14 protein-coding genes, 1 tRNA gene and 1 riboswitch are annotated in these 19,124 nt (G+C 43.1%); of the genes, 12 read left to right on the top strand and 3 right to left on the bottom strand.

Going from position 1 to position 19,124, the window contains the following annotated elements:
- Positions 1-89 precede the first annotated feature (89 nt).
- Positions 90-1,916, top strand: a complete 1,827-nt coding sequence (locus SCJ97_03680; GenBank protein MDW7739145.1) for a long-chain fatty acid--CoA ligase — start codon at positions 90-92, stop codon at positions 1,914-1,916.
- 81 nt (positions 1,917-1,997) lie between these two features.
- Positions 1,998-2,072, top strand: a tRNA-Val gene (locus tag SCJ97_03675).
- A gap of 24 nt (positions 2,073-2,096) precedes the next feature.
- Here SCJ97_03675 and SCJ97_03670 read toward each other — a convergent pair.
- Entirely contained in the window at positions 2,097-2,825 is a 729-nt protein-coding gene (locus tag SCJ97_03670) for a polysaccharide deacetylase family protein (GenBank protein ID MDW7739144.1), read from the bottom strand.
- 265 nt (positions 2,826-3,090) lie between these two features.
- Entirely contained in the window at positions 3,091-5,922 is a 2,832-nt protein-coding gene (locus SCJ97_03665) for a matrixin family metalloprotease (GenBank protein ID MDW7739143.1), read from the bottom strand.
- Between the two features lie 89 nt (positions 5,923-6,011).
- Positions 6,012-6,100, bottom strand: a riboswitch (cyclic di-GMP riboswitch).
- 136 nt (positions 6,101-6,236) lie between these two features.
- On the opposite strand from SCJ97_03665, the gene SCJ97_03660 reads away from it, so the two are divergent.
- The 7 genes from SCJ97_03660 to SCJ97_03630 all read left to right on the top strand — a co-directional run bounded on the left by SCJ97_03660 (position 6,237) and on the right by SCJ97_03630 (position 13,442).
- Positions 6,237-7,421 carry a sensor histidine kinase gene (locus tag SCJ97_03660; protein MDW7739142.1) on the top strand — a complete coding sequence of 395 codons (1,185 nt, stop codon included), beginning with the start codon at positions 6,237-6,239 and terminating at the stop codon, positions 7,419-7,421.
- Positions 7,418-8,077 carry a response regulator transcription factor gene (locus tag SCJ97_03655; protein ID MDW7739141.1) on the top strand — a complete coding sequence of 220 codons (660 nt, stop codon included), beginning with the start codon at positions 7,418-7,420 and terminating at the stop codon, positions 8,075-8,077. Before SCJ97_03660 ends, SCJ97_03655 begins: the two co-directional genes overlap by 4 nt.
- A gap of 146 nt (positions 8,078-8,223) precedes the next feature.
- Entirely contained in the window at positions 8,224-8,742 is a 519-nt protein-coding gene (locus SCJ97_03650; GenBank protein MDW7739140.1) for a hypothetical protein, read from the top strand.
- A gap of 204 nt (positions 8,743-8,946) precedes the next feature.
- Positions 8,947-9,138, top strand: coding sequence for a PLDc N-terminal domain-containing protein (locus SCJ97_03645; GenBank protein MDW7739139.1), 192 nt, complete (start codon positions 8,947-8,949; stop codon positions 9,136-9,138).
- A gap of 38 nt (positions 9,139-9,176) precedes the next feature.
- Positions 9,177-10,406 carry an amidohydrolase family protein gene (locus SCJ97_03640; protein ID MDW7739138.1) on the top strand — a complete coding sequence of 410 codons (1,230 nt, stop codon included), beginning with the start codon at positions 9,177-9,179 and terminating at the stop codon, positions 10,404-10,406.
- Between the two features lie 20 nt (positions 10,407-10,426).
- Positions 10,427-11,911 (top strand): NAD(P)/FAD-dependent oxidoreductase, encoded by a 1,485-nt coding sequence (locus SCJ97_03635; GenBank protein MDW7739137.1) that lies wholly within the window; start codon positions 10,427-10,429, stop codon positions 11,909-11,911.
- 106 nt (positions 11,912-12,017) lie between these two features.
- Positions 12,018-13,442, top strand: a complete 1,425-nt coding sequence (locus SCJ97_03630) for an MATE family efflux transporter (protein MDW7739136.1) — start codon at positions 12,018-12,020, stop codon at positions 13,440-13,442.
- Here SCJ97_03630 and SCJ97_03625 read toward each other — a convergent pair.
- Positions 13,439-14,359, bottom strand: a complete 921-nt coding sequence (locus tag SCJ97_03625) for a DMT family transporter (GenBank protein ID MDW7739135.1) — start codon at positions 14,357-14,359, stop codon at positions 13,439-13,441. The genes SCJ97_03630 and SCJ97_03625 overlap by 4 nt on opposite strands.
- A gap of 218 nt (positions 14,360-14,577) precedes the next feature.
- Here SCJ97_03625 and SCJ97_03620 point away from each other — a divergent pair, with 218 nt between their 5' ends.
- From SCJ97_03620 to SCJ97_03610, 3 genes are all read left to right on the top strand, one after another.
- Complete coding sequence (locus tag SCJ97_03620) at positions 14,578-15,375, top strand: DUF4097 family beta strand repeat-containing protein (GenBank protein ID MDW7739134.1); 798 nt, start codon at positions 14,578-14,580, stop codon at positions 15,373-15,375.
- 25 nt (positions 15,376-15,400) lie between these two features.
- Positions 15,401-17,176, top strand: coding sequence for an SLC13 family permease (locus SCJ97_03615; protein ID MDW7739133.1), 1,776 nt, complete (start codon positions 15,401-15,403; stop codon positions 17,174-17,176).
- A gap of 72 nt (positions 17,177-17,248) precedes the next feature.
- Positions 17,249-19,027: an SLC13 family permease gene (locus SCJ97_03610; GenBank protein MDW7739132.1), complete on the top strand. Its 1,779-nt coding sequence runs from the start codon at positions 17,249-17,251 to the stop codon at positions 19,025-19,027.
- The last annotated feature ends 97 nt before the right edge of the window (positions 19,028-19,124 follow it).

Here is a 19,124-nt window from a genome sequence, read left to right as displayed (position 1 = left end):
TTTTTTATTATAAACAAAATATAATAAATATTTGATATATTTCAAAATATAAGATATAAATTATGTTAGAAACCCCGGGGAGGTTAAGTATGTATTACAAGGGTGAGGAGATTGAACAACCAGAGAATGATACGATTGTTCATGTATTTGCACGCTGGGCAACCGATTTCCCTGAAACTACAGCACTGATTGAAAAAAGAGGAGAAAGCTGGCATAAAATCAGCTGGCGGGAATATGGCGAAAAAGTTTTGAACATTGCCTGCGGATTACAGGCTTTGGGAATTGAAAAGGGTGACAGAGTTGCCATATTCTCAGAGAATCGTGTTGAATGGACATATGCTGATATGGGAATTCTTGCTGCCGGGGCAGTATCCGTGCCCATTTATGCCACAAGTGCTGCTGAACAGGTTCTATACATACTTAATCATTCATCATCTAAAGTTATATTCGTGAATTCAAAGGAACAGTTGGAGAAGGTTAATTCAATCCTTCCGCAGATGCCGGGCCTTGAAAAGGTAATCTCATTTAATTTCTATTCCGGGGAAGATATATTTGATCTTAGCTTTGAAGAATTCCTGGATTTAGGCCGAAAATATCAGCGGACAAATGCATTGACCTATAACGATTTATGTTCTTCGCTCAGCCTTGAGGATATCAATGCAATTATGTATACATCCGGGACGACCGGACCGCCTAAAGGCTGTCTCCTGTCACATGGTAATATAATTTATATATGTCAGAGTGTTTCTTACCTGCTTCCGCTGGATAAAGACGATCTTGTTCTATCATTTCTGCCCCTGGCGCATTCTATGGAAAGGCATGGTGGACAATTTCTCAGCATCTATTTTCGTTTGCCTACTGCCTATTCAGCAAGCCTTGATACGGTAAGGACAGATTTAATAGAAGTTCAACCTACCTGGTCCAGGGCAGTTCCCCGCTTTTTTGAAAAAGCATACAATCGAGTTCAGGCTGCAGTTCAAGATTACAGCCCGGTTAAAAAGAAAATATTTAACTGGGCGCTTAAAGTAGGGAAAGAATCAAATATTTATCGCCAGGATGGTAAAAAGCTTCCACTCCTTTATGGATTCAGGTATAAAATTGCCGATCGCTTGGTTTACCGTAAAATTAAAAAGCTTATGGGTGGCCGTATGCGCTTTTTCATATCAGGTGGAGCTCCACTGGCAAGAGAGATCATAGAATTCTTTTCTTCGCTGGGTTTACTAATAGCCGAAGGTTATGGCCTTACAGAATGTACGGTCGTATGTTCCATCAATCGTCTTGATCATTACCGGTTTGGAACAGTCGGGCTTCCCATTCCCGGAGCTGAAATAAAGATAGCTGCTGACGGGGAAATCCTGATCCGTTCACCGGGTGTACTAAAAGGCTACTATAAGAATGAAGCAACCACAAGGGAAGCTATTGATGCCGAGGGTTGGTTCTATTCAGGAGATATCGGGTATTTCAATGAAGAAGGGTTTTTGGTGATCAGTGATCGTAAAAAGGATATGATCATTACCGCCGGTGGTAAAAATATCACGCCACAGAACCTGGAGAATGCATTAAAAACACACCCACTGATCAGTCAGGTATTGGTTTACGGTGATGCTAAGCCATACCTGGTAGCTTTAATTACTCTTGATGAAGAATCACTGCCGGAACAAGCTCCCAGATTTGGCATTGATCTAAAACAAACTAAAAGGCCGTCAGAGAATAAAGAGCTTTATAGGGTTGTTGAACAGTATGTTGCCGAGAAGAACAGTGAGTTTTCCCGGGCAGAGCAGATCAGAAAGTTTGTAATTCTTGATGCCGATTTCAGCCAGGTACTTGGGGAAATAACGCCGACTCAAAAGGTCAAACGGAAAGCAATCACCGTACGCTATTGCGATGTTCTGGAAAGCCTCTATAGCGATTTGTAAGATATATTATAAAAAGGTGGGTTACATTGCAGTTGTGCTATAATGAACCTGATCTAATTTCGATTAAGTAAGTATAAAGATGGGGACGTAGCTCAGCGGGAGAGCGCTTGATTCACATTCAAGAGGTCGGAGGTTCAATACCTCTCGTCCCCACCAGGTGATATGTATGGATGTGCTTTCCTATTTATTAAACATCCTATCTATCGTTACAAACTCATAACCTTCATTCTGCAGAAATTCAATAAGTTCTGGTAAAACCGTGATTGTATTGCTTCGATCTCCACCCGCCGAATGCATTAATATAACAGCACCTTCATGGTGATATCGCTTGATTCGATCGAGGATTTTTCCAGGGCTGTTCTGGGTATCTGACCAGTCAAAAGTTTCAATTGACCAGTTAACAATAATCATGCTTTCTTCACACAGCACCTTGATCTGTTCGTCTGTTACAACCCCGTAAGGGGGACGAAAATAGGCTGGCCTGAATCCTAAAATTTCTTCAAATATTTGCTGGGTTTTAATTACCTGCTTTTGATGCGCTTCCTCTACTTTGAGATATCTGAAATCCGGGTGGGAATAGCTGTGATTACCAACAGCATGTCCTTCATCGACAATACGTTTGGTCATTTCCGGATTAAGCTCCATATTTTGTCCCAGGAGGAAGAATGTCGCTTTAACATTACACTCTTTTAAAACGTCCAGTATCCCCGGTGTATACCTGCCATCGGGGCCATCATCAAAGGTAAGGGCTATTTGCTTCTTGTTCGATGGTGAATGTAAATAAAAGCATTCAGGAAATTTACGGGCCTGATTTTCTACCGTCTCCTTAAATTCAATTAAAATTGAATCCAAAAATTCATTTCTTAAGATCTGATCCTGAACTGGTTCCTGCTCAGATACATCAGGCATTGGGCTGACTCCTATATTTTGTTCACCTGGTGATGTCAAGAGTTCAGTTTGGATTTCTGGTAGTGTTTCACTGATTGGTAATTTACTGCAGCTGGTTGTGAAGAAACAAATTGCAGGAATTAGCAATAAGATTAACATGTACAAAAATTTTTTATACAGCCTAATCCTCTCCATAAGGCGATAAAGCCTGCAGTACTTGTGATTAATCATATTATAGCATTTTCTTGCCGGAATTAATTTAGTGGGCAGTGCATGAAGGGGTTTGCTATTGAAAAGTATCAATCAAACCAAGAGAAAAACGCATAAGTAAAGCTATATCAAGAACATTAATAAGCCCGTCGCCGTTCACATCGGCATTTATTTGCTGAGCTTCATCAAGGATTGCTAAGCCTACTACATAACGGGCTACCAGCGCAACATCATTTACGGTTACCTTGCCATCACCGGTTAAGTCTCCTTTTCCTAACATCATGAAATATGCAATAGCAGTTTTATTTTCATTGATAGTTACCCTTACTTTAATATCTTTAATAGTGCTGTTACCGATCTGCCACCGGTCAAACCTCCACCCTGCATCCGGTTTAGCAGTTAATTCTAGCTTGTCATCCTGGTTGTATGTATATAATCCCGGTGCAGGGTTGGTGGTTCCATTCCCTTTAACGACAACTGTCAGTGAAAATAAATTGGCAGGTGCAGGTGCAGACACGACGGGTGGATTGGATGTCGGTGGATATGATACTGGAGGATTCGTTGTTGGCTGAGATGGTGATTGCGGTGTCGGCTCAGGGCTGGGAACTGGCGTGGGAGTTGGGCTCGGTAACGGCTCATCGAGCAAATCTTCGTTAAAAATAGCTGTTACATCTGTATCTTCATCTATATCGATTGTTACAGAAAGTGCTGTATCTTCAACATCATTAATAACCCATTTCTGGAAATGCCAGTTATCCACTTCGATTGCATTGAGGCTAATTTCACTGCCTTCTTCAACAGTATATGTTCCGGCAGCAGGTTCTGTAATACCCTGACCGATTATTTGTATTGTCAGTACATATTCTTCGGGCCCTTCAGGTTCTTCGGGATTGGGATTGTCCGGGTTTTGGCCGACTGAATCAGGATTTTCTATGAATACTGCAGTTGCTGTTATATCACTATCCATATTGATAAGCAGTGCCGATTCACTAGTTTCTTCGTCATCGATAATCCATTTATCAAAGGTCCAATTTTGATCTGCTGTTGCAGATAAATTTACTAAGGTATTTTCTTCATATCTATATGTGCCGGGAAGGGGATCTGTCATGCCTTCTCCTTCAATGGAAACCAGCAAACTGTACTCAACAGGTTCAACTGTAATCGTGACTTCCTTTCCAGCTGACCATGAAGATAGCTTAGTTGTTTCAGTTGCACAGCGAGCTTGTGAGCGGACCTGATAGGTGCCCGGAACGCTCCATATTATTTCTGAACTCAGCGAACTGCTCCAACCGGAATATCTGTCGTCTCCCCAGTCAAATCGGTATTCAACAGGGTGGCTGTTTGAGCAGGAGGCACCAGTTTCTATGCTATAGATATAAGTTGTCTCTGTAAAACCGCTGTCAGGTCCTGAAGGAAGGGGGGGGACAGAAATGGCACAGTCAATAGGCGATAACTGCCAGTTCAAAACGATATTCCCGGTAGCGCCCAACCATCCGTCAACAGCAATCTTGTAGCTATTTCCACTATTGGCATTGAAGCCGACCCTGCTCTGACGGGTTCCACCATAATCATCATTTGAAGCAATTTCAGTTAAACTTGATACAGTATTGCCGGTATATACAGCCAGTACAGTATCATAGTTGCTGCCAAAAGTTGTGATTTCTGCAAAACCTGACTGCGGGGCAACCCATTCCCACCAAACGGAACGGCCTCCTCCTGACCTGGCGTGGATTGGTTCTCCAGGTTCACTGGTAGAATTGATATTCGTACCTGTTGTTTGCCCGCTCAAGCCGTTGATCAGATAACGGTCGGCAAAATTGTCATTGTTTTCGATAACCGTACCTGAAGTTCCATAAATATGGTGTATGCCCGCAATATCAACTTCATGCAGGTACCGCTGCAGGCCGGTCATTCTGTAGTACATAATTGATCCTTCCACTGAAGAATGCTCCAGGCAGAGCCAATGGCCAAGCTCGTGGAGAGCAACGGTCTGGACATCATAATAAGCATAGCCATTTGTATACCAACTATACCTGGTATTGAACACGATATCCGTTTCCAATATCCGCTTATTCTGATCGTACCAGATTGTAGCGGTAGCCAGGGCGCCCGTATTAAGATCGCCCCAGAGTATTTCGTTTATATTATTTTTTGATGCTAAACCAATGCGTGAGTGTGTTCCGTCATACCTGAAGGTAAAGTTTGCACCGGCATTATTCCAGGTGCCTGCGGCAGCCTGGATATGTTGATTCCGATCACTCGTAGATGCATTTATTTTGTAAGGAACTACCGGTGAAGATCCCGGCCAGCGCACACCGCTATAGGTATAATCGTAGCCATTTACATAGTCGGTTTCTACTTCAGTCAGATCAAGATTTAGCTGTGAATGCCCTTTGACAGCTATCGTTTTGATCTCTTCTTTTAATATTTCTACCGGGATGCCCCTGGATTTATTGCCTTTTACTTCAAACTTACCCTGGAAACTTCCAAAAACATCGTATGTCTTTGGCTGGATCTGCCTGCGCGGTAGTATTTGTCCGGGGCGTTCATTGAGGAAAAAAACCGCTGTTTCTCCCGGTTTGAAATTTGGATTATCCGATACAAACTGGGTAATTCCATCAACATTTCCACCGGGAACAATTATACTTACAGTATTACCAGTGGTTACGCCACTTATTAATTCTTCCACAATAACAGTTACAGTACTGTATATGCTGGTATAATCCTCATTCCACTGGCTCGATATTTCTTCAACCGTTCCCAATATTACAGAGTCAGCCTCAGTTGAGAGTTCTTCCAGACTCAGTTCGACCATTACAGCATGAGCCATCCCGGCCGGACCAAATGTAATTAAAATGGCCAGCAAAGCAGCAAGTAAATATTGCTTTTTTTGATTCTTATTAAACATATGCATCCTCCATGAGAGGATCAGACCATCATAGAAAAGACCAAAAAACCCGCCTAATTTCCAGACGGGACCGGTTTATTGCTATTCAAACCGGCAGCTGGCTGGCATCAGCATAAAAATGCTCTTAGCCCCTGTAGTTTTGCGTCGCCACTTTTCAGCAGTTTTGCCTTTTCATTCCTGAATATTAACATTATGCCATTTTATGCTGTAAAAGTCAAACTTTTTTGAAACGTTTCATTATGGAGCAATCACTGTGCTATAATGGGTTTGAAGTGCAATTTTGCAGCAATTTCTGATATTAACAGGAGTAATAAATGGATCGAAAAACTGGCCTGATTTTGAACTTGGGCAAATATGGAGGATACACGGCAGTCCTCTGGGTTTCGGTAATTACTGAAGGGATATCTTTTAAGGGTCCCTTTCTGCCGTTTTTGATTATATTTACACTTGACAATATCAGGACTTTTTACCTTGATAATAAGTATCCAGCATATAGTATCCCCAGTCTATACATACAGCTCCTGGCAGCTTATATCTTTATATTCATGGATGGGACTTCTGTCGGTGGCATTTTACTGATTATTTTAATTGCCGAAAGTCTCCTGGCTTACAAAAGCCCCACGGGAGAATATATTTTTATTTTTGCGATCACCGGGTTCATTGCTGTCAGTGCAGCCGGATTTTACTGGAGGAACACCTTAAATTGGGATAATATGGCAGTAATTATGATCAATGCACTCTTCTTTCTTTTTGCCTATGCTGTCAGCTACCTTGCCAGAAGGCAAACCGAAGAACGGGAGCGAGCTGAAGCAGCCCTGGAACAGCTGGATCGCTCCCGTGCAGACCTTGAGAAAGCATACCTGAAGCTTATGGAAGTGAGCAAAGAACGAGAACAACTTGCTGCTGTTGAAGAAAGGACCCGTATTGCACGGGAGCTTCATGATACTCTGGCTCATACGCTGACGGCGATAATTGTCACCCTTGAGGCAGGGAAGAAGCTGGTAATCCGGGAGCCACAAAAAGCCCTTGATGAGTTGAAGAAAAGCCAGGAGCAGGCCCGAAAGGGACTTGAAGAAGTGCGCCTGACCGTAAAGTCATTACGTTCAGATCCTGTTGAAACGCTGGGCTTCCCAGATGCCCTGAAGGGCTTGATCCGTGATTATGAAGGAAGTGGAGTTTCAATACTGTTAAATATCGAAGACGGAATTGAATTGCCAGAGAATGTTGAACTTGTTATTTACAGAATTGCCCAGGAAAGCATTACGAATGGTATTCGCCACGGACAGGCTTCAACTATAAAGATTAACTTACAGCAACTGGAACGGAAACTACTGCTCGAAATTGAAGATAACGGAAAGGGAAACACAGAGTTGCAAGAAGGATACGGACTGCAGGGAATTCGTGAACGGGCGGCAACAATCGGTGGCGATGTTTCTTTTACGAATTTACAGCCTCAAGGGTTTTTGGTTCGAATGTTACTGGAGGATTTCAAGGTATGAGAGGTAAGATAAAAATTATAGTTGCTGATGATCAACAGCTGATGCGGGAAGGTCTGCAGACTATCATTGATCTGGAGGAAGATCTGACTACTCTTGGCACAGCTGCGAATGGCAGGGAAGCGCTTAACTTATGTCGACAGCTAGGGCCGGATATAGTCCTGATGGATATCCGGATGCCCGAAATGGACGGTGTTGAAGCAACCAGGTATATAGCTGAAGAGTGCCCTGATACAAAAGTTATTATCCTGACAACCTTCGATGATGACGAACTGATAATCAAAGCTATGCAGGCCGGGGCAAAAACATTTTTGCTCAAAGATTTACCATCGGAAAAACTTTTTGAAACAATCAGGGTAACTCACAAGGGCAATATAATGCTCCAGCCCGAGATTGCTGCCAAGCTAGTTGGCAGGGCTGCTGGTTCTGAAAAAATTGATACAGCAAAAGTTACTGCATTGGAAAATGATTTATTAACCAAGCGAGAAAAAGAGATACTCAGCTTAATGGCTGATGGATTAAACAACAGTGATATAGCGTCCAAGCTTTTTTTAAGCGAAGGAACTGTGAAAAACCAGGTTAGTGTAATCTACAGCAAACTCGGAACCAACGACCGTACGCAGGCAGTACTGCTGGCCCTGAATAAATACCTGATCTAGATAAAAGAATTTCTTCTTTGTTTCGTCTAATACAAACATGACTGCAGTAATATTAGTCAGTGACTATTTAATGACCGCAGTTACTGTTTTGCTGAAGATTCAGGGATTATTATATAGAAAAACAAGCCCTAAAGGAGAGATTGGAAATGAGTAAATCGGTAAAAGGCGGTATTATTTTAATAGTTGCAGGTATTGTCTTGTTACTAAGCCAATTAGGTGTAATACCCGGACAGATTTTTCTATTCATGCTTGCCCTGGGATTTATTGCAACCTATGTTTTACTTGGCGGACGAAAAGAATATGGGAATGTCGGTTTTCTAATTCCGGGAACTGTGCTGCTGGCAGTTGGTATCTTTGCTTCTCTCACTGTAGCTCCGGCTGACGGAGTAGTGAGTGCAGCATATTTCTTTCTGCTTCTCGGATTAAGTTTTTTTGCGGTTTTGCTTGTCCACACTATGTGGTTCAAAGAGCTCGATCATGGAGGACGGTTCTGGCCCTTATACCCGGCTATAGGACTTTTTCTCTTTGCCGGTTTTATTGGTTTTGCCGAATCAGGCCGTTGGGTTGATTATCTGAGTTACCTGAACTATTTATGGATCGTTGGTCTTATTGTTGTTGGCATCTGGATGATTGCCAAGAGCACTAAAAGCAAAAAAGAATCCTGACTCAGGATGATTTGAAAACCTGTTGTATAATACTATTAAAAGTAAGCAGCGAATATGAACCTACCCTGGTGATTTCGCTGCTTTTATCTCTTAGCTGCAGAGCTTCTTTCATTGTATCTTTACGGGGAAGGTTATCTGCGGTTAACTGTAGAAGTTACCTGAGTCTTATAGGTTAATTAGGTTATTGGAGGAGGAATTCCTGATATGTCCGGTTCCACCCTATTGATCATCGCCATTATATTTGTAATAAATCTGGTGCTGATCGCTGTTGCTATTACCGATCTGATGCAGCGCAAGAAGGTAAAGTATATATCGAAAGCCGGTTGGATCGTGATCATAGCAGTGATCATTTTTGGATCAGTTATTTATCTCCTTCTCGGCCGTGGTCAGGAGTAACCTTATGTTTATAGCAGATAGGAAGCTGTTGCTTATTGATGACAGAGATTATCCCAATAGATAAACATACATCTCTTTACATATGGGCACCTGGAGCATTGGTCGGTAGTGAGCTTTTACAGACCAGAGACATCCTTATTAAAATCGAAAATGGTATAATTTCTTCACTTCAAGCCATCTCCTATGAAAAATTACCGGTCCATGTTTACCATTCTCCCAACCTGTTTTCTTTAGAAAGAGGGCAGGTTCTAATGCCGTCATTAATTGATGCCCATGTTCATCTGGCACTGGGAGGCGATGGTCTCAGTACTGCGCTGGAAATGTGGAGAACCCCTGAAGGATTCAAGGTTCATATTATCAAAGCTTTGGAGAATACCGCCAGGGCTGGGGTTGGTGTAGTTAGGGATGGTGGGGATAGCAGGGGATTTAATCTTCATTTCAGGGATTATTTTAGTAAAAGAAAAGAAGTTTTACCTCAAATTGTTGCTACTGGCGAAGCCTTACGCAGAAAAGAAGGCTATGGTTCTTTTCTGGGTCATGGCTACGATTCTCCTGAAGAAATCCCTTTTGTAATCGAGAGACTTTCAGATTCCGGTATTGATCAGTTAAAGATTGTACTTTCCGGTGTTGTAAGTTTTAACTCTTATGGTTCTGTTGAAGGTAAATTGATGCCCTTTGATGAGTTGCAGGCCATTATTGGCTATGCAAACAAAAAAGGGCTTAAAACTATGGCCCATGCCAGTTCAGACGAAGCAGTAGAGTTGGCTGTTCAGGCTGGAGTAGATTCGGTAGAACACGGCTACTTTGTTAAAACAGAAACGCTAAAAAAGATGGCAGATAAGCAGGTTAGTTGGATACCCACGGTAATTCCGGTTGCTGCTCAGGCCCGTAATTGGAACCGTTCAAATTGGAGCATGGATGAAGTTGAAACAATAGAAAAAATATGTGAAGAGCAGGTCCAAAAAATTGAACTTGCATTCAGATTGGGAGTCCCCCTTGGTATGGGAACTGACTCAGGTGCACCTGGCGTTAAACATGGAGAGGCTATACTGGAAGAGATCAAGCTCTATGTTGATAGCGGGATTCCGGTAGGAGAAGTATTAAAGATAGTGACGTCTGGTAATGCTTCTCTTGTTGGCCTCGGGAGTAATATTGGGACCATTGCCAGGGGCATGAAACCGGCACTTATGGTTATTAATGGTGACCCCCTTCAGGAGTTGGATTCATTAAAAAATGTTGAGCGAATGTTTATTCCAATAGGCAAATAAAAGGATTCGGAGGAGATAATATGGCTGAAAAATTATTAATCATTGGCGCCGGTATGGCAGGTCTCTCGGCAGGGATTCATGCCAGAAGAAACGGTTTTGATGCAGAGATATTTGAAATGCATAACCTACCGGGTGGATTATGTACTGCCTGGGAGAGAAAAGGATTTACTTTTGATGGGTGTATTTCCTGGCTGACTGGTTCCGGTGATGGAAGCCAGTTTAACCGCCTTTGGCGGGAAGTAGGCGCTCTGGAGGATACGGAGATTATCGATCATGATATTTTTATGAGCGTTGAAGGAAGTGGAGGTAGAATCCTTCACATCTATTCTGATCTGGACAGACTGGAAGAACATCTAATTGAATACGCGCCTGATGATTCAGATATAATTAAAGATTTAATTGACGGCGCGAGGACAATGGCCGGGCTGGAATTTCCCCTGGAAAAACCGGATGAATTGATCAAAGCATGGCATATCCTCATGATCCTGATCAAAATGATGCCCATGTTTAAGGTGTCAGGCAAATTTGCCAGAGTAACCATTGCTGATTATTTAAAACAGATCAAGGCTCCCTTTCTGAGAGAAGCCCTGGAATTGATAATGCCAACTCGCTATTCCATGATAGGTTTGATCACAACCCTTGCTTCCTTTCATAACCGGGATGCCGGTTTCCCTCAAGGGGGATCCCTGCAATTTGCCCGCTCGATAGAGAAGTATTTTATAGATCTCGGAGGGGCAATAAATTATCGTAAAAAAGTTCGAGAAATTATTATAGAGGAAGGACAGGCAGTAGGTTTACTTCTTGAAGATGGCTGTGAGGTAAAAGGCGATATAATAATATCCGCAGCTGATTTGCATCATACAGCATACGAATTGCTGAAAGGCAAATATCTCACTCCTTTAATCCGGGATAGTTTTAATAAATTGCCGATATATACATCTGTTCAGGTTTCCATGGGTGTTAACTGTGATTTGTCTTCTGAAGATAAGAAGCTGGCTGTCAAATTGGATAACCCGATTAAGTTGGGAAGTGAAGAGAATAAATATCTTTATATTACTAACCATTTTTATGATCCAAGTCTGGCTCCTTCAGGAAAAACCTTTGTATCTGCTGTCCTCTATTCTGATTACGATTACTGGCATGCAGATTCGCAAAATAAAATACGCTACCGCGATAAGAAAGAAAAACTGGCGCAGCAGGTAGTAAAATTGGTAGAAAAGCGATTTCCTGCAGTCAGGGGAAATATCGAGGTGGTAGATGTTGCAACTCCGGCTACATATAACCACTATACCAATGTCTATAAAGGGGCTTATATGGCCTGGATTGTTCCTCCGGCAACCGGGCGCTTCAAGATCCCAAAGAAAATGCCCGGGTTGAGAAATTTTTATCAGATCGGACAGTGGGTAGAGCCTCCATCCGGATTACCCGGTTCGATGTTAACGGGACGCCATGTTGTTCAAATTATTTGCCATGACCTGAAAAGACCATTTAAAATCAGACTTTAGTTTTACTGAAAATCATTCACAGGTACCTTTGTTCGTTCAGGGAGTTTCGTTAATCTGGTCATGAAATATTAAAAGTGCTAATATAGAAAGCTGGAGGTAGTTAACTATGACCGGAGCTGATAACCTGAAAATATTTTCTGATGATCCGGCTCGTGAGGCATTTTTAAATCATCCGCCGGGGAAACTGATTCTGAGGAATTCTCTACCGGCGGTTGCTTCAATGCTTTTCATGGCCTGCTACCATATAGCAGATGCCGTTATGGTTGGTAGAAGCCTGGGTCCGGAGGCGCTGGCTTCAGTTAATATTCTTTATCCAATACTGGCCTTTTTTATCGGCCTGGCGGTTATGATCGGTGTTGGCGGTAACGCCAGGGTTGCTGTTTTGCAGGGTGCAGGGAAAACAATCATGGCCAGAAGAGTTTTGGGATTGGTTGTAACACTGGGCACCATCCTTGGTGTTACGGGCAGTGTAATTGTGATTTTTGCCTATCCGGTAATACTGGATCTGCTCGGCACATCAGGGTCACTTGGGGTGATGGCAGGAGAATACCTTTTGACCATCTATCCCTTTTTTACTACAATGATCTTGATCTTTGTTCTGGAGCAGACTGTACGTAATGACGGGCGCCCAAACTTCGCTACCGGTGTTATGATGGGTATGGCAGGGCTTAACATTTTGCTTGACTATCTTTTTCTCTTTCGGCTCGGAATGGGCATAGGCGGGGCAGCGTTAGCTACAGGATTATCCCAAACCCTTGGTGCTTTCATCTTCATCGCTTATTTTGTTTATAAAGCGCTGAAGCAAAAAGCCGGACTTCGGTTTGGCATACCGGGCGGAGGATTTATTACCCTGAAAATGGTTGCCTTTAATGGTTCTTCAGAGTTTTTTACCAGTGTAGCGGCCGGGGTAACCACTTTTTTATTCAACCGAACCCTGCTCTACTATCTCGGCAGCGATGGTGTGGCAGCATTCGCCATGGTTCAATATCTGATGCTCATCGGCTCTGTTGTTTTCCTTGGGCTCTGTACCGGATCACAGCCTATCTTAAGTTATAACCACGGAGCAGGCTATCACGATAGAGTCAAACAAACTTTAGTCAGGTTGATCAGTATATCTTCCCTTCTGGGTTTAGTATTCTTTATCATCCTGAGGACGCAATCGGCGGCCATGATTGTGCTCTTTATTCCAGAACATCCGGAAGCAATGAAACTGACAATAGAAGCGACAGCATTTATCAGTTGGACACTGCTGATTATGCCGATTAGCATTATCAGTTCCATGTTTTTCACAGCTCTTGAAAAGGCCGGGAGTTCCTTACTGGTGGCCATGTCGAGGGGATTGGTTTTTACGGTAATTGGATTAAACATTTTCCCAAAATATTGGGCAGAAACGGGGATATGGATCACCCCGATTTTTTCTGAAATATTGACCCTATTATTGGTTGGTATTTTAATCTATCGCTGGTATACACAACCTGAAATATCTTCGGTAAGACAAGTTGTTGAACCGCTGCCTTCTATTGAATCTTAGTTGTCGGATTGCCCAAGATATTTTTCAACCTGAGGTGAGAAACGATTTGTTCCCCAAACCCCGGCCAGTATGGCAGCAGTACCGATCAGATGGTACCAGTATACTGTCTCACCCCTGAAAATAACTCCGGCTGCAATAGCGACTACAGTAACCATATTGGCAAATACAGATCCCCTGGTGGCCGCAATCTTGCTGAGCATAAAATTATACATAAAAAAAGCAGCTACGGATGATGCAACACCGAGATAGATTATTGTCAGCCATTGATCAGCCAATGGTGTTAAAAACTGATTGATCCTTCCATCCATTATATGCTGAACCAGAGAAACAGCATTGAAGACAATAGCTCCAACAACCATCATAACCCATGTAAGCTGCAGGGGATTGTAATAAACCGATGCTTTGCGTGATGAAATATTGTAACATGCAGCAGCCATTACAGCACCTAAAAGGGCGAGAGTACCCAATGGGTTAACGCCGGTAATCGACTGGTTATCCATAAATACAATAAATACTACACCACTAACAGAAGCGATGATGAAAAACACCTGAAGTTTTGACGGGTATTCCCGCAGAATGAATGCGGAAAAAATTGCAACAAAAATCGGGATTGCCGCAATCATCATACCCGAATAAGAGGCCGATGTAAGCATAACACCTGCAGTTTCTGCTGAGAAATAAAGGATGGGTTGAAATACTGCCAGTGGAAGCAGCGAAATATAATCAGCGGGAATAATATCAATAGTTATTATCTTAAATAACCTTAATAGAAGCATTGCGCCTGCTGCCGCAGCAAACCGCAGGCCAAGGAGATGAAATGGAGACAATTGATCAAGAGCACTTCTGGTGAACATGAAAGAAAAGCCCCAGGTTAAAGCCACTCCTATTCCAGCCAGGTATGGTAAATAACGATTCAAAGGATCAATCTCCAAAATTAATTTTAAGACTAACCAATACTATATAATAAAAAAACCGACCAGGAAAGCATCAATGAAAAAATGTTTGGTGCCATAACGATAATGTCTTGATCTGAAAGCCTAAAAAAAGATATGATAAAGCCAGCAAATGATTGATTCTTAAATAAAAGCGAAAAGATCTTTACAAATAATAATTTAATACAGGAGGTTATAATTATATGAATTATTCGGCCCGCAATATTATTATTCCGGTAATTTTTATGCTTCTAATTCTATCCGGCTGCGGCAGGGTTATAACCACTGAAGAATTTCTGCAGTCATATAAAGTTCGTTCTGGGACTATACTCGAGATTTTTAATCCCAATGGTGATGTAACGGTTGTTGGTTGGGACCAGGACAATGTTGAAATCAGGGCGGTTAAGGAAAGTACTCACGGGCAGTCAGCTCTGGAGGAAGTTGAAATATTTATAGATATCGCTGAAACAATGACGATTCGAACTGATCATCCCGGCCAGCCAACTGATGTCACTGTTAAATATGATATAAAAATTCCTGCAGATATAACAGTCAACCACATCGAGTGTTCAAATGGCAATATCAATCTTGTCGGAGTAACCGGCAATCCATGGTTGGCCACATCTAACGGCACCATTTCAGCTCAGGAAATTAATGGGATTGTCACTGCCAGAAGCAGCAACGGGGATATTTCAGTTATCGGCGCCAGGAGTTTGGGAGGGCTAAGCACTTCTAATGGCAATATCGAAGCTGAAGTAAGACTTCTGCATGATGATCTTGAAATCAGGACCAGCAATGGCACCATTACTCTCCATGTTGCCCAGAGCGTAGAAGCGGATTTCGCGGCTGAAACCTCAAATGGATCGATCACTATTTCTAATCTCAATTTTGATTCAGTTGATCTAAAGCAGAATAGCCTGGTTGGGGTTATGAACGGTGGCGGTAATAGCATCAGGCTTAACACTTCTAATGGAGCAATAGATTTGTTGGTTTTAAGGTAATCACCCGAAAGGATACTATCAGTTAATGGCTGAACAGTATATTGTTTTTTCAGTATTGGCAGTTGTGCTCATTTTTTTTATATGGGGAAGATTCCGTTATGACCTGGTGGCTGTTCTGGCCCTACTTATGCTTACCACGATCGGTATAATCCCCGGGGATGAAGCATTCCTGGGGTTTGGCCACCCGGCAGTAATAACTGTGGCTTCGGTATTGATAGTAACCAGAGCCTTGATGAATTCGGGACTGATTGATTCCCTGGTTAGATTGATGGCCCGTATCAACAAAAGTGCGGGCATGCAGTTTTTTATCCTTATCACAGGAGTAACTGTATTTTCGGCTTTTATGAATAATATCGGGGCACTGGCTTTATTCATGCCGGTCGCAATCCGCATTGCCCGGAAAAATAACCGATCCCCGTCAATTTACCTTATGCCGCTGGCATCCGGTTCTCTGCTGGGAGGATTAATGACCCAGATAGGGACACCACCCAACATTATTATCTCCCTCTTTCGTGAAGGCACAGCGGTTGGAGCACCTTTCAGGATGTTTGATTTTACTCCGGTTGGAGCAGGAGTAGCATTGATCGGGTTGCTCTTTATTATTTTTCTGGGATGGCGCCTGATTCCATGCCGTAAAGGACGTACTTCCCCGGAAGATCTTTTTGAAATTGACAATTATCTTACTGAAGTCTATGTACCTAAAGGATCCAGGTACGCCGGTAAAAGGCTGCTTGATCTCGGAAAGGCAACAGACGGTGATATCATGGTGGTCGGCCATGTCAGAAATAAAAAGAAGCTGCCCTTTTTCTCGCCTTACAGGGCATTTCAGGAAGATGACCATATAATCATCAAGGCGAATGCTGAAGATCTGAAAGAATTTTTAGATGTTACCGGGCTAGAACTCGCTGCTTCACGAAAGCTTAGTGCCGAAGATCTACGCTCGGATGAAATAAGCGTTGTAGAAGCAGTGGTGACCAATAATTCACCTCTTGAGGGTCAAACAGCAAGATCGCTGACCCTGCGTACAATATACGGAATTAACCTTTTAGGTATTTCACGAGAGGGTGCCAGATTAACTGCCCGTCCGGACCAGATTCGTCTCCGGCCAGGAGATGTTCTGCTGCTTCAGGGACGCATGGAGGTTTTACGGGAGGTAATGTCGACTTTGGGCTGTCTCCCCCTGGTTGAAAGGGGGCTTAAACTAAATCAATCCCGGCGGGCCTATCTTTGTGTCGGAATATTTACGGCAGCAATATTAAGTACCACATTCGGCTTGCTTCCCATTCAGGTTTCTTTCATCTCGGCTGCTACAGTCATGCTGCTGACCGGATTTATTAACCTGAAAGAACTTTATGAGAGTATTGAATGGCCGATTATAGTCCTCCTCGGAGCGATGATCCCGGTCAGTAATGCCCTGAAGACCACTGGAGGAGCTCAAACTATCGGAGAAGCAATTTTTTATCTTACCGGAGATTTGATGCCGTGGGTTGTACTGACAATTTTACTGGTGATTACCATATTGTTATCCAATGTTGTTAATAATGCAGCTGCAGCACTACTAATGGCGCCAATAGCCCTGAGCGTGGCAGGCGGGCTTGGTTATTCAGGTGATCCCTTATTGATGGTAGTTGCTGTCGGGGCATCCTGTGCATTTCTTACTCCCATCGGGCACCAATCAAACACATTGGTTATGGGGCCGGGTGGGTATCATTTTGGTGATTACTGGCGTATGGGATTACCGCTTACTTTACTGGTAATAATTACTACAGTACCGCTAATTATGCTCTTCTGGCCTTTATAAAGCCTTGTTAATCTTATGCCAGTTCCTTTTTGCCTGTCTCTGGAGCTTTTCAATCTCAGGGAGGTTTTACATATGCCGATTGAACAAATAATCATCTTTTCAGTCCTGGGGTTGATCCTGTTTCTTTTTATCTGGGGGAGATGGAGATATGATCTGGTTGCTCTTTTTGCCTTGCTGATTGTGACGGTTCTAGGATTAGTTCCTCCCGAGAATGCCTTTTCCGGGTTTGGCCATCCTGCTGTTATTACCGTTGCTGCAGTGCTGATTGTCAGCAGGGCGTTGTTTAATTCCGGAATGGTAGACTATATTGCCCGCCTAATATCAAGGGTTGGTGAGAATGCAAATATACAGCTATCAGTGCTTGTTTTAGCAGTAACATTAAGTTCTGGATTTATGAATAATATTGGAGCCCTTGCCCTGTTTATGCCTGTGGCTATAAGAATGGCCCGCAAAAGTAATCGCTCGCCTTCCCTTTTTTTGATGCCTCTTGCCTTTGGTTCTCTTCTTGGTGGGCTGATTACCCAGGTAGGCACTCCCCCGAATATAATAATCTCAATTTTCAGAGCCGAGACTTCTCTGGGAGTTCCTTTCCGGATGTTTGATTTTGCACCGGTGGGAGCAGGAGTAGCCCTGGCCGGATTTATCTTTATTATTCTCCTCGGTTGGCGGCTGATACCACAGCGGAAAGGACAGCTTTCCAGGGAGGAGCTTTTTAAAATTGATGATTATATCACCGAGATTTTTGTTCCCGGGAAGTCATCTTTAACCGGAAAAAGACTGCGGGATCTGGAAGAGGCAACCGATGGTGATATCATTGTAGTCGGACATATCCGTAACGGGCAGAAGTTTCCCGCTCCATCTCCATATCGGACGTTCAAGGAAGGCGATGAACTTGTAATCAGGGCCAATGCTGAAGATCTAAAAGATTTTCTTCATACAACCGGTCTCAAGCTTGCAGAAACAGATAAACTGGATGAAGAAGTGCTCAGTTCCGAAGAGGTTACCGTAATGGAGGCAACTATAACCAGAAATTCAATGCTTGAAGGGAAGACAGCACGATCGTTAAACCTCAGGTCACGATACGGCGTAAACCTGCTTGGCCTTTCAAGACAGGGCAGCCGTCTTAGTAAAAAACCGGATAAAATCAAATTTCGTGTTGGTGATGTTTTGCTGTTGCAGGGACCGGTAGATACACTGAATGAAGTTTTACCATCACTCGGTTTACTGCCTCTTGTTGAAAGAGGTCTGCGGGTTGATCAACCCCAGAGGGTTTTCCTGGGGATACTGATATTCGCTGCAGCCTTAACACTTGCGGCAACGGGACTTCTTCCGATCCAGATCGCTTTTACATCTGCAGCCCTGGTTATGGTATTAGCCGGTTTTATTTCTTTAAGGGAGATCTATGAAAGCGTGGATTGGCCGGTTATTGTATTGTTGGGAGCAATGATTCCGGTTAGCCAGGCTCTTGAAACCACCGGGGGAGCCGGTATGATTGCAGAATTAATTATGCATACTTCCGGGAATGCCATGCCCTGGGTTACCCTTACGCTAATCCTGGTCGGCACAATGTTTCTTTCGGATCTGGTCAACAATGCAGCAGCAGCAGTGTTAATGGCCCCAATTGCCATCAGCGTTGCGGTTGGTTCCGGTTTTTCGGTAGATCCTTTCTTGATGGCCGTTGCAATTGGAGCTTCCTGTGCTTTTCTAACCCCCATCGGGCATCAATCCAACACTTTGGTGATGGGTCCTGGTGGATATAGATTTGGTGATTACTGGCGGATGGGTCTTCCTCTGGAAATAATTATTGTTTTGGTTGCTATTCCGCTGATAATGATTGTCTGGCCGCTTTAGGAATTGCTGGGTGAAGGTTCTAAATGGCTTGTGTCGAAAAAGTACTAAGTTGTACATATTAAATAGATTGCTTTTAATTCACGATCTGAATTATTGA

Source organism: Bacillota bacterium (assembly GCA_033549065.1).
Taxonomy (GTDB): domain Bacteria; phylum Bacillota; class Dethiobacteria; order DTU022; family DTU022; genus JAWSUE01.
This window is presented reverse-complemented; position numbering and strand designations above follow the sequence as displayed.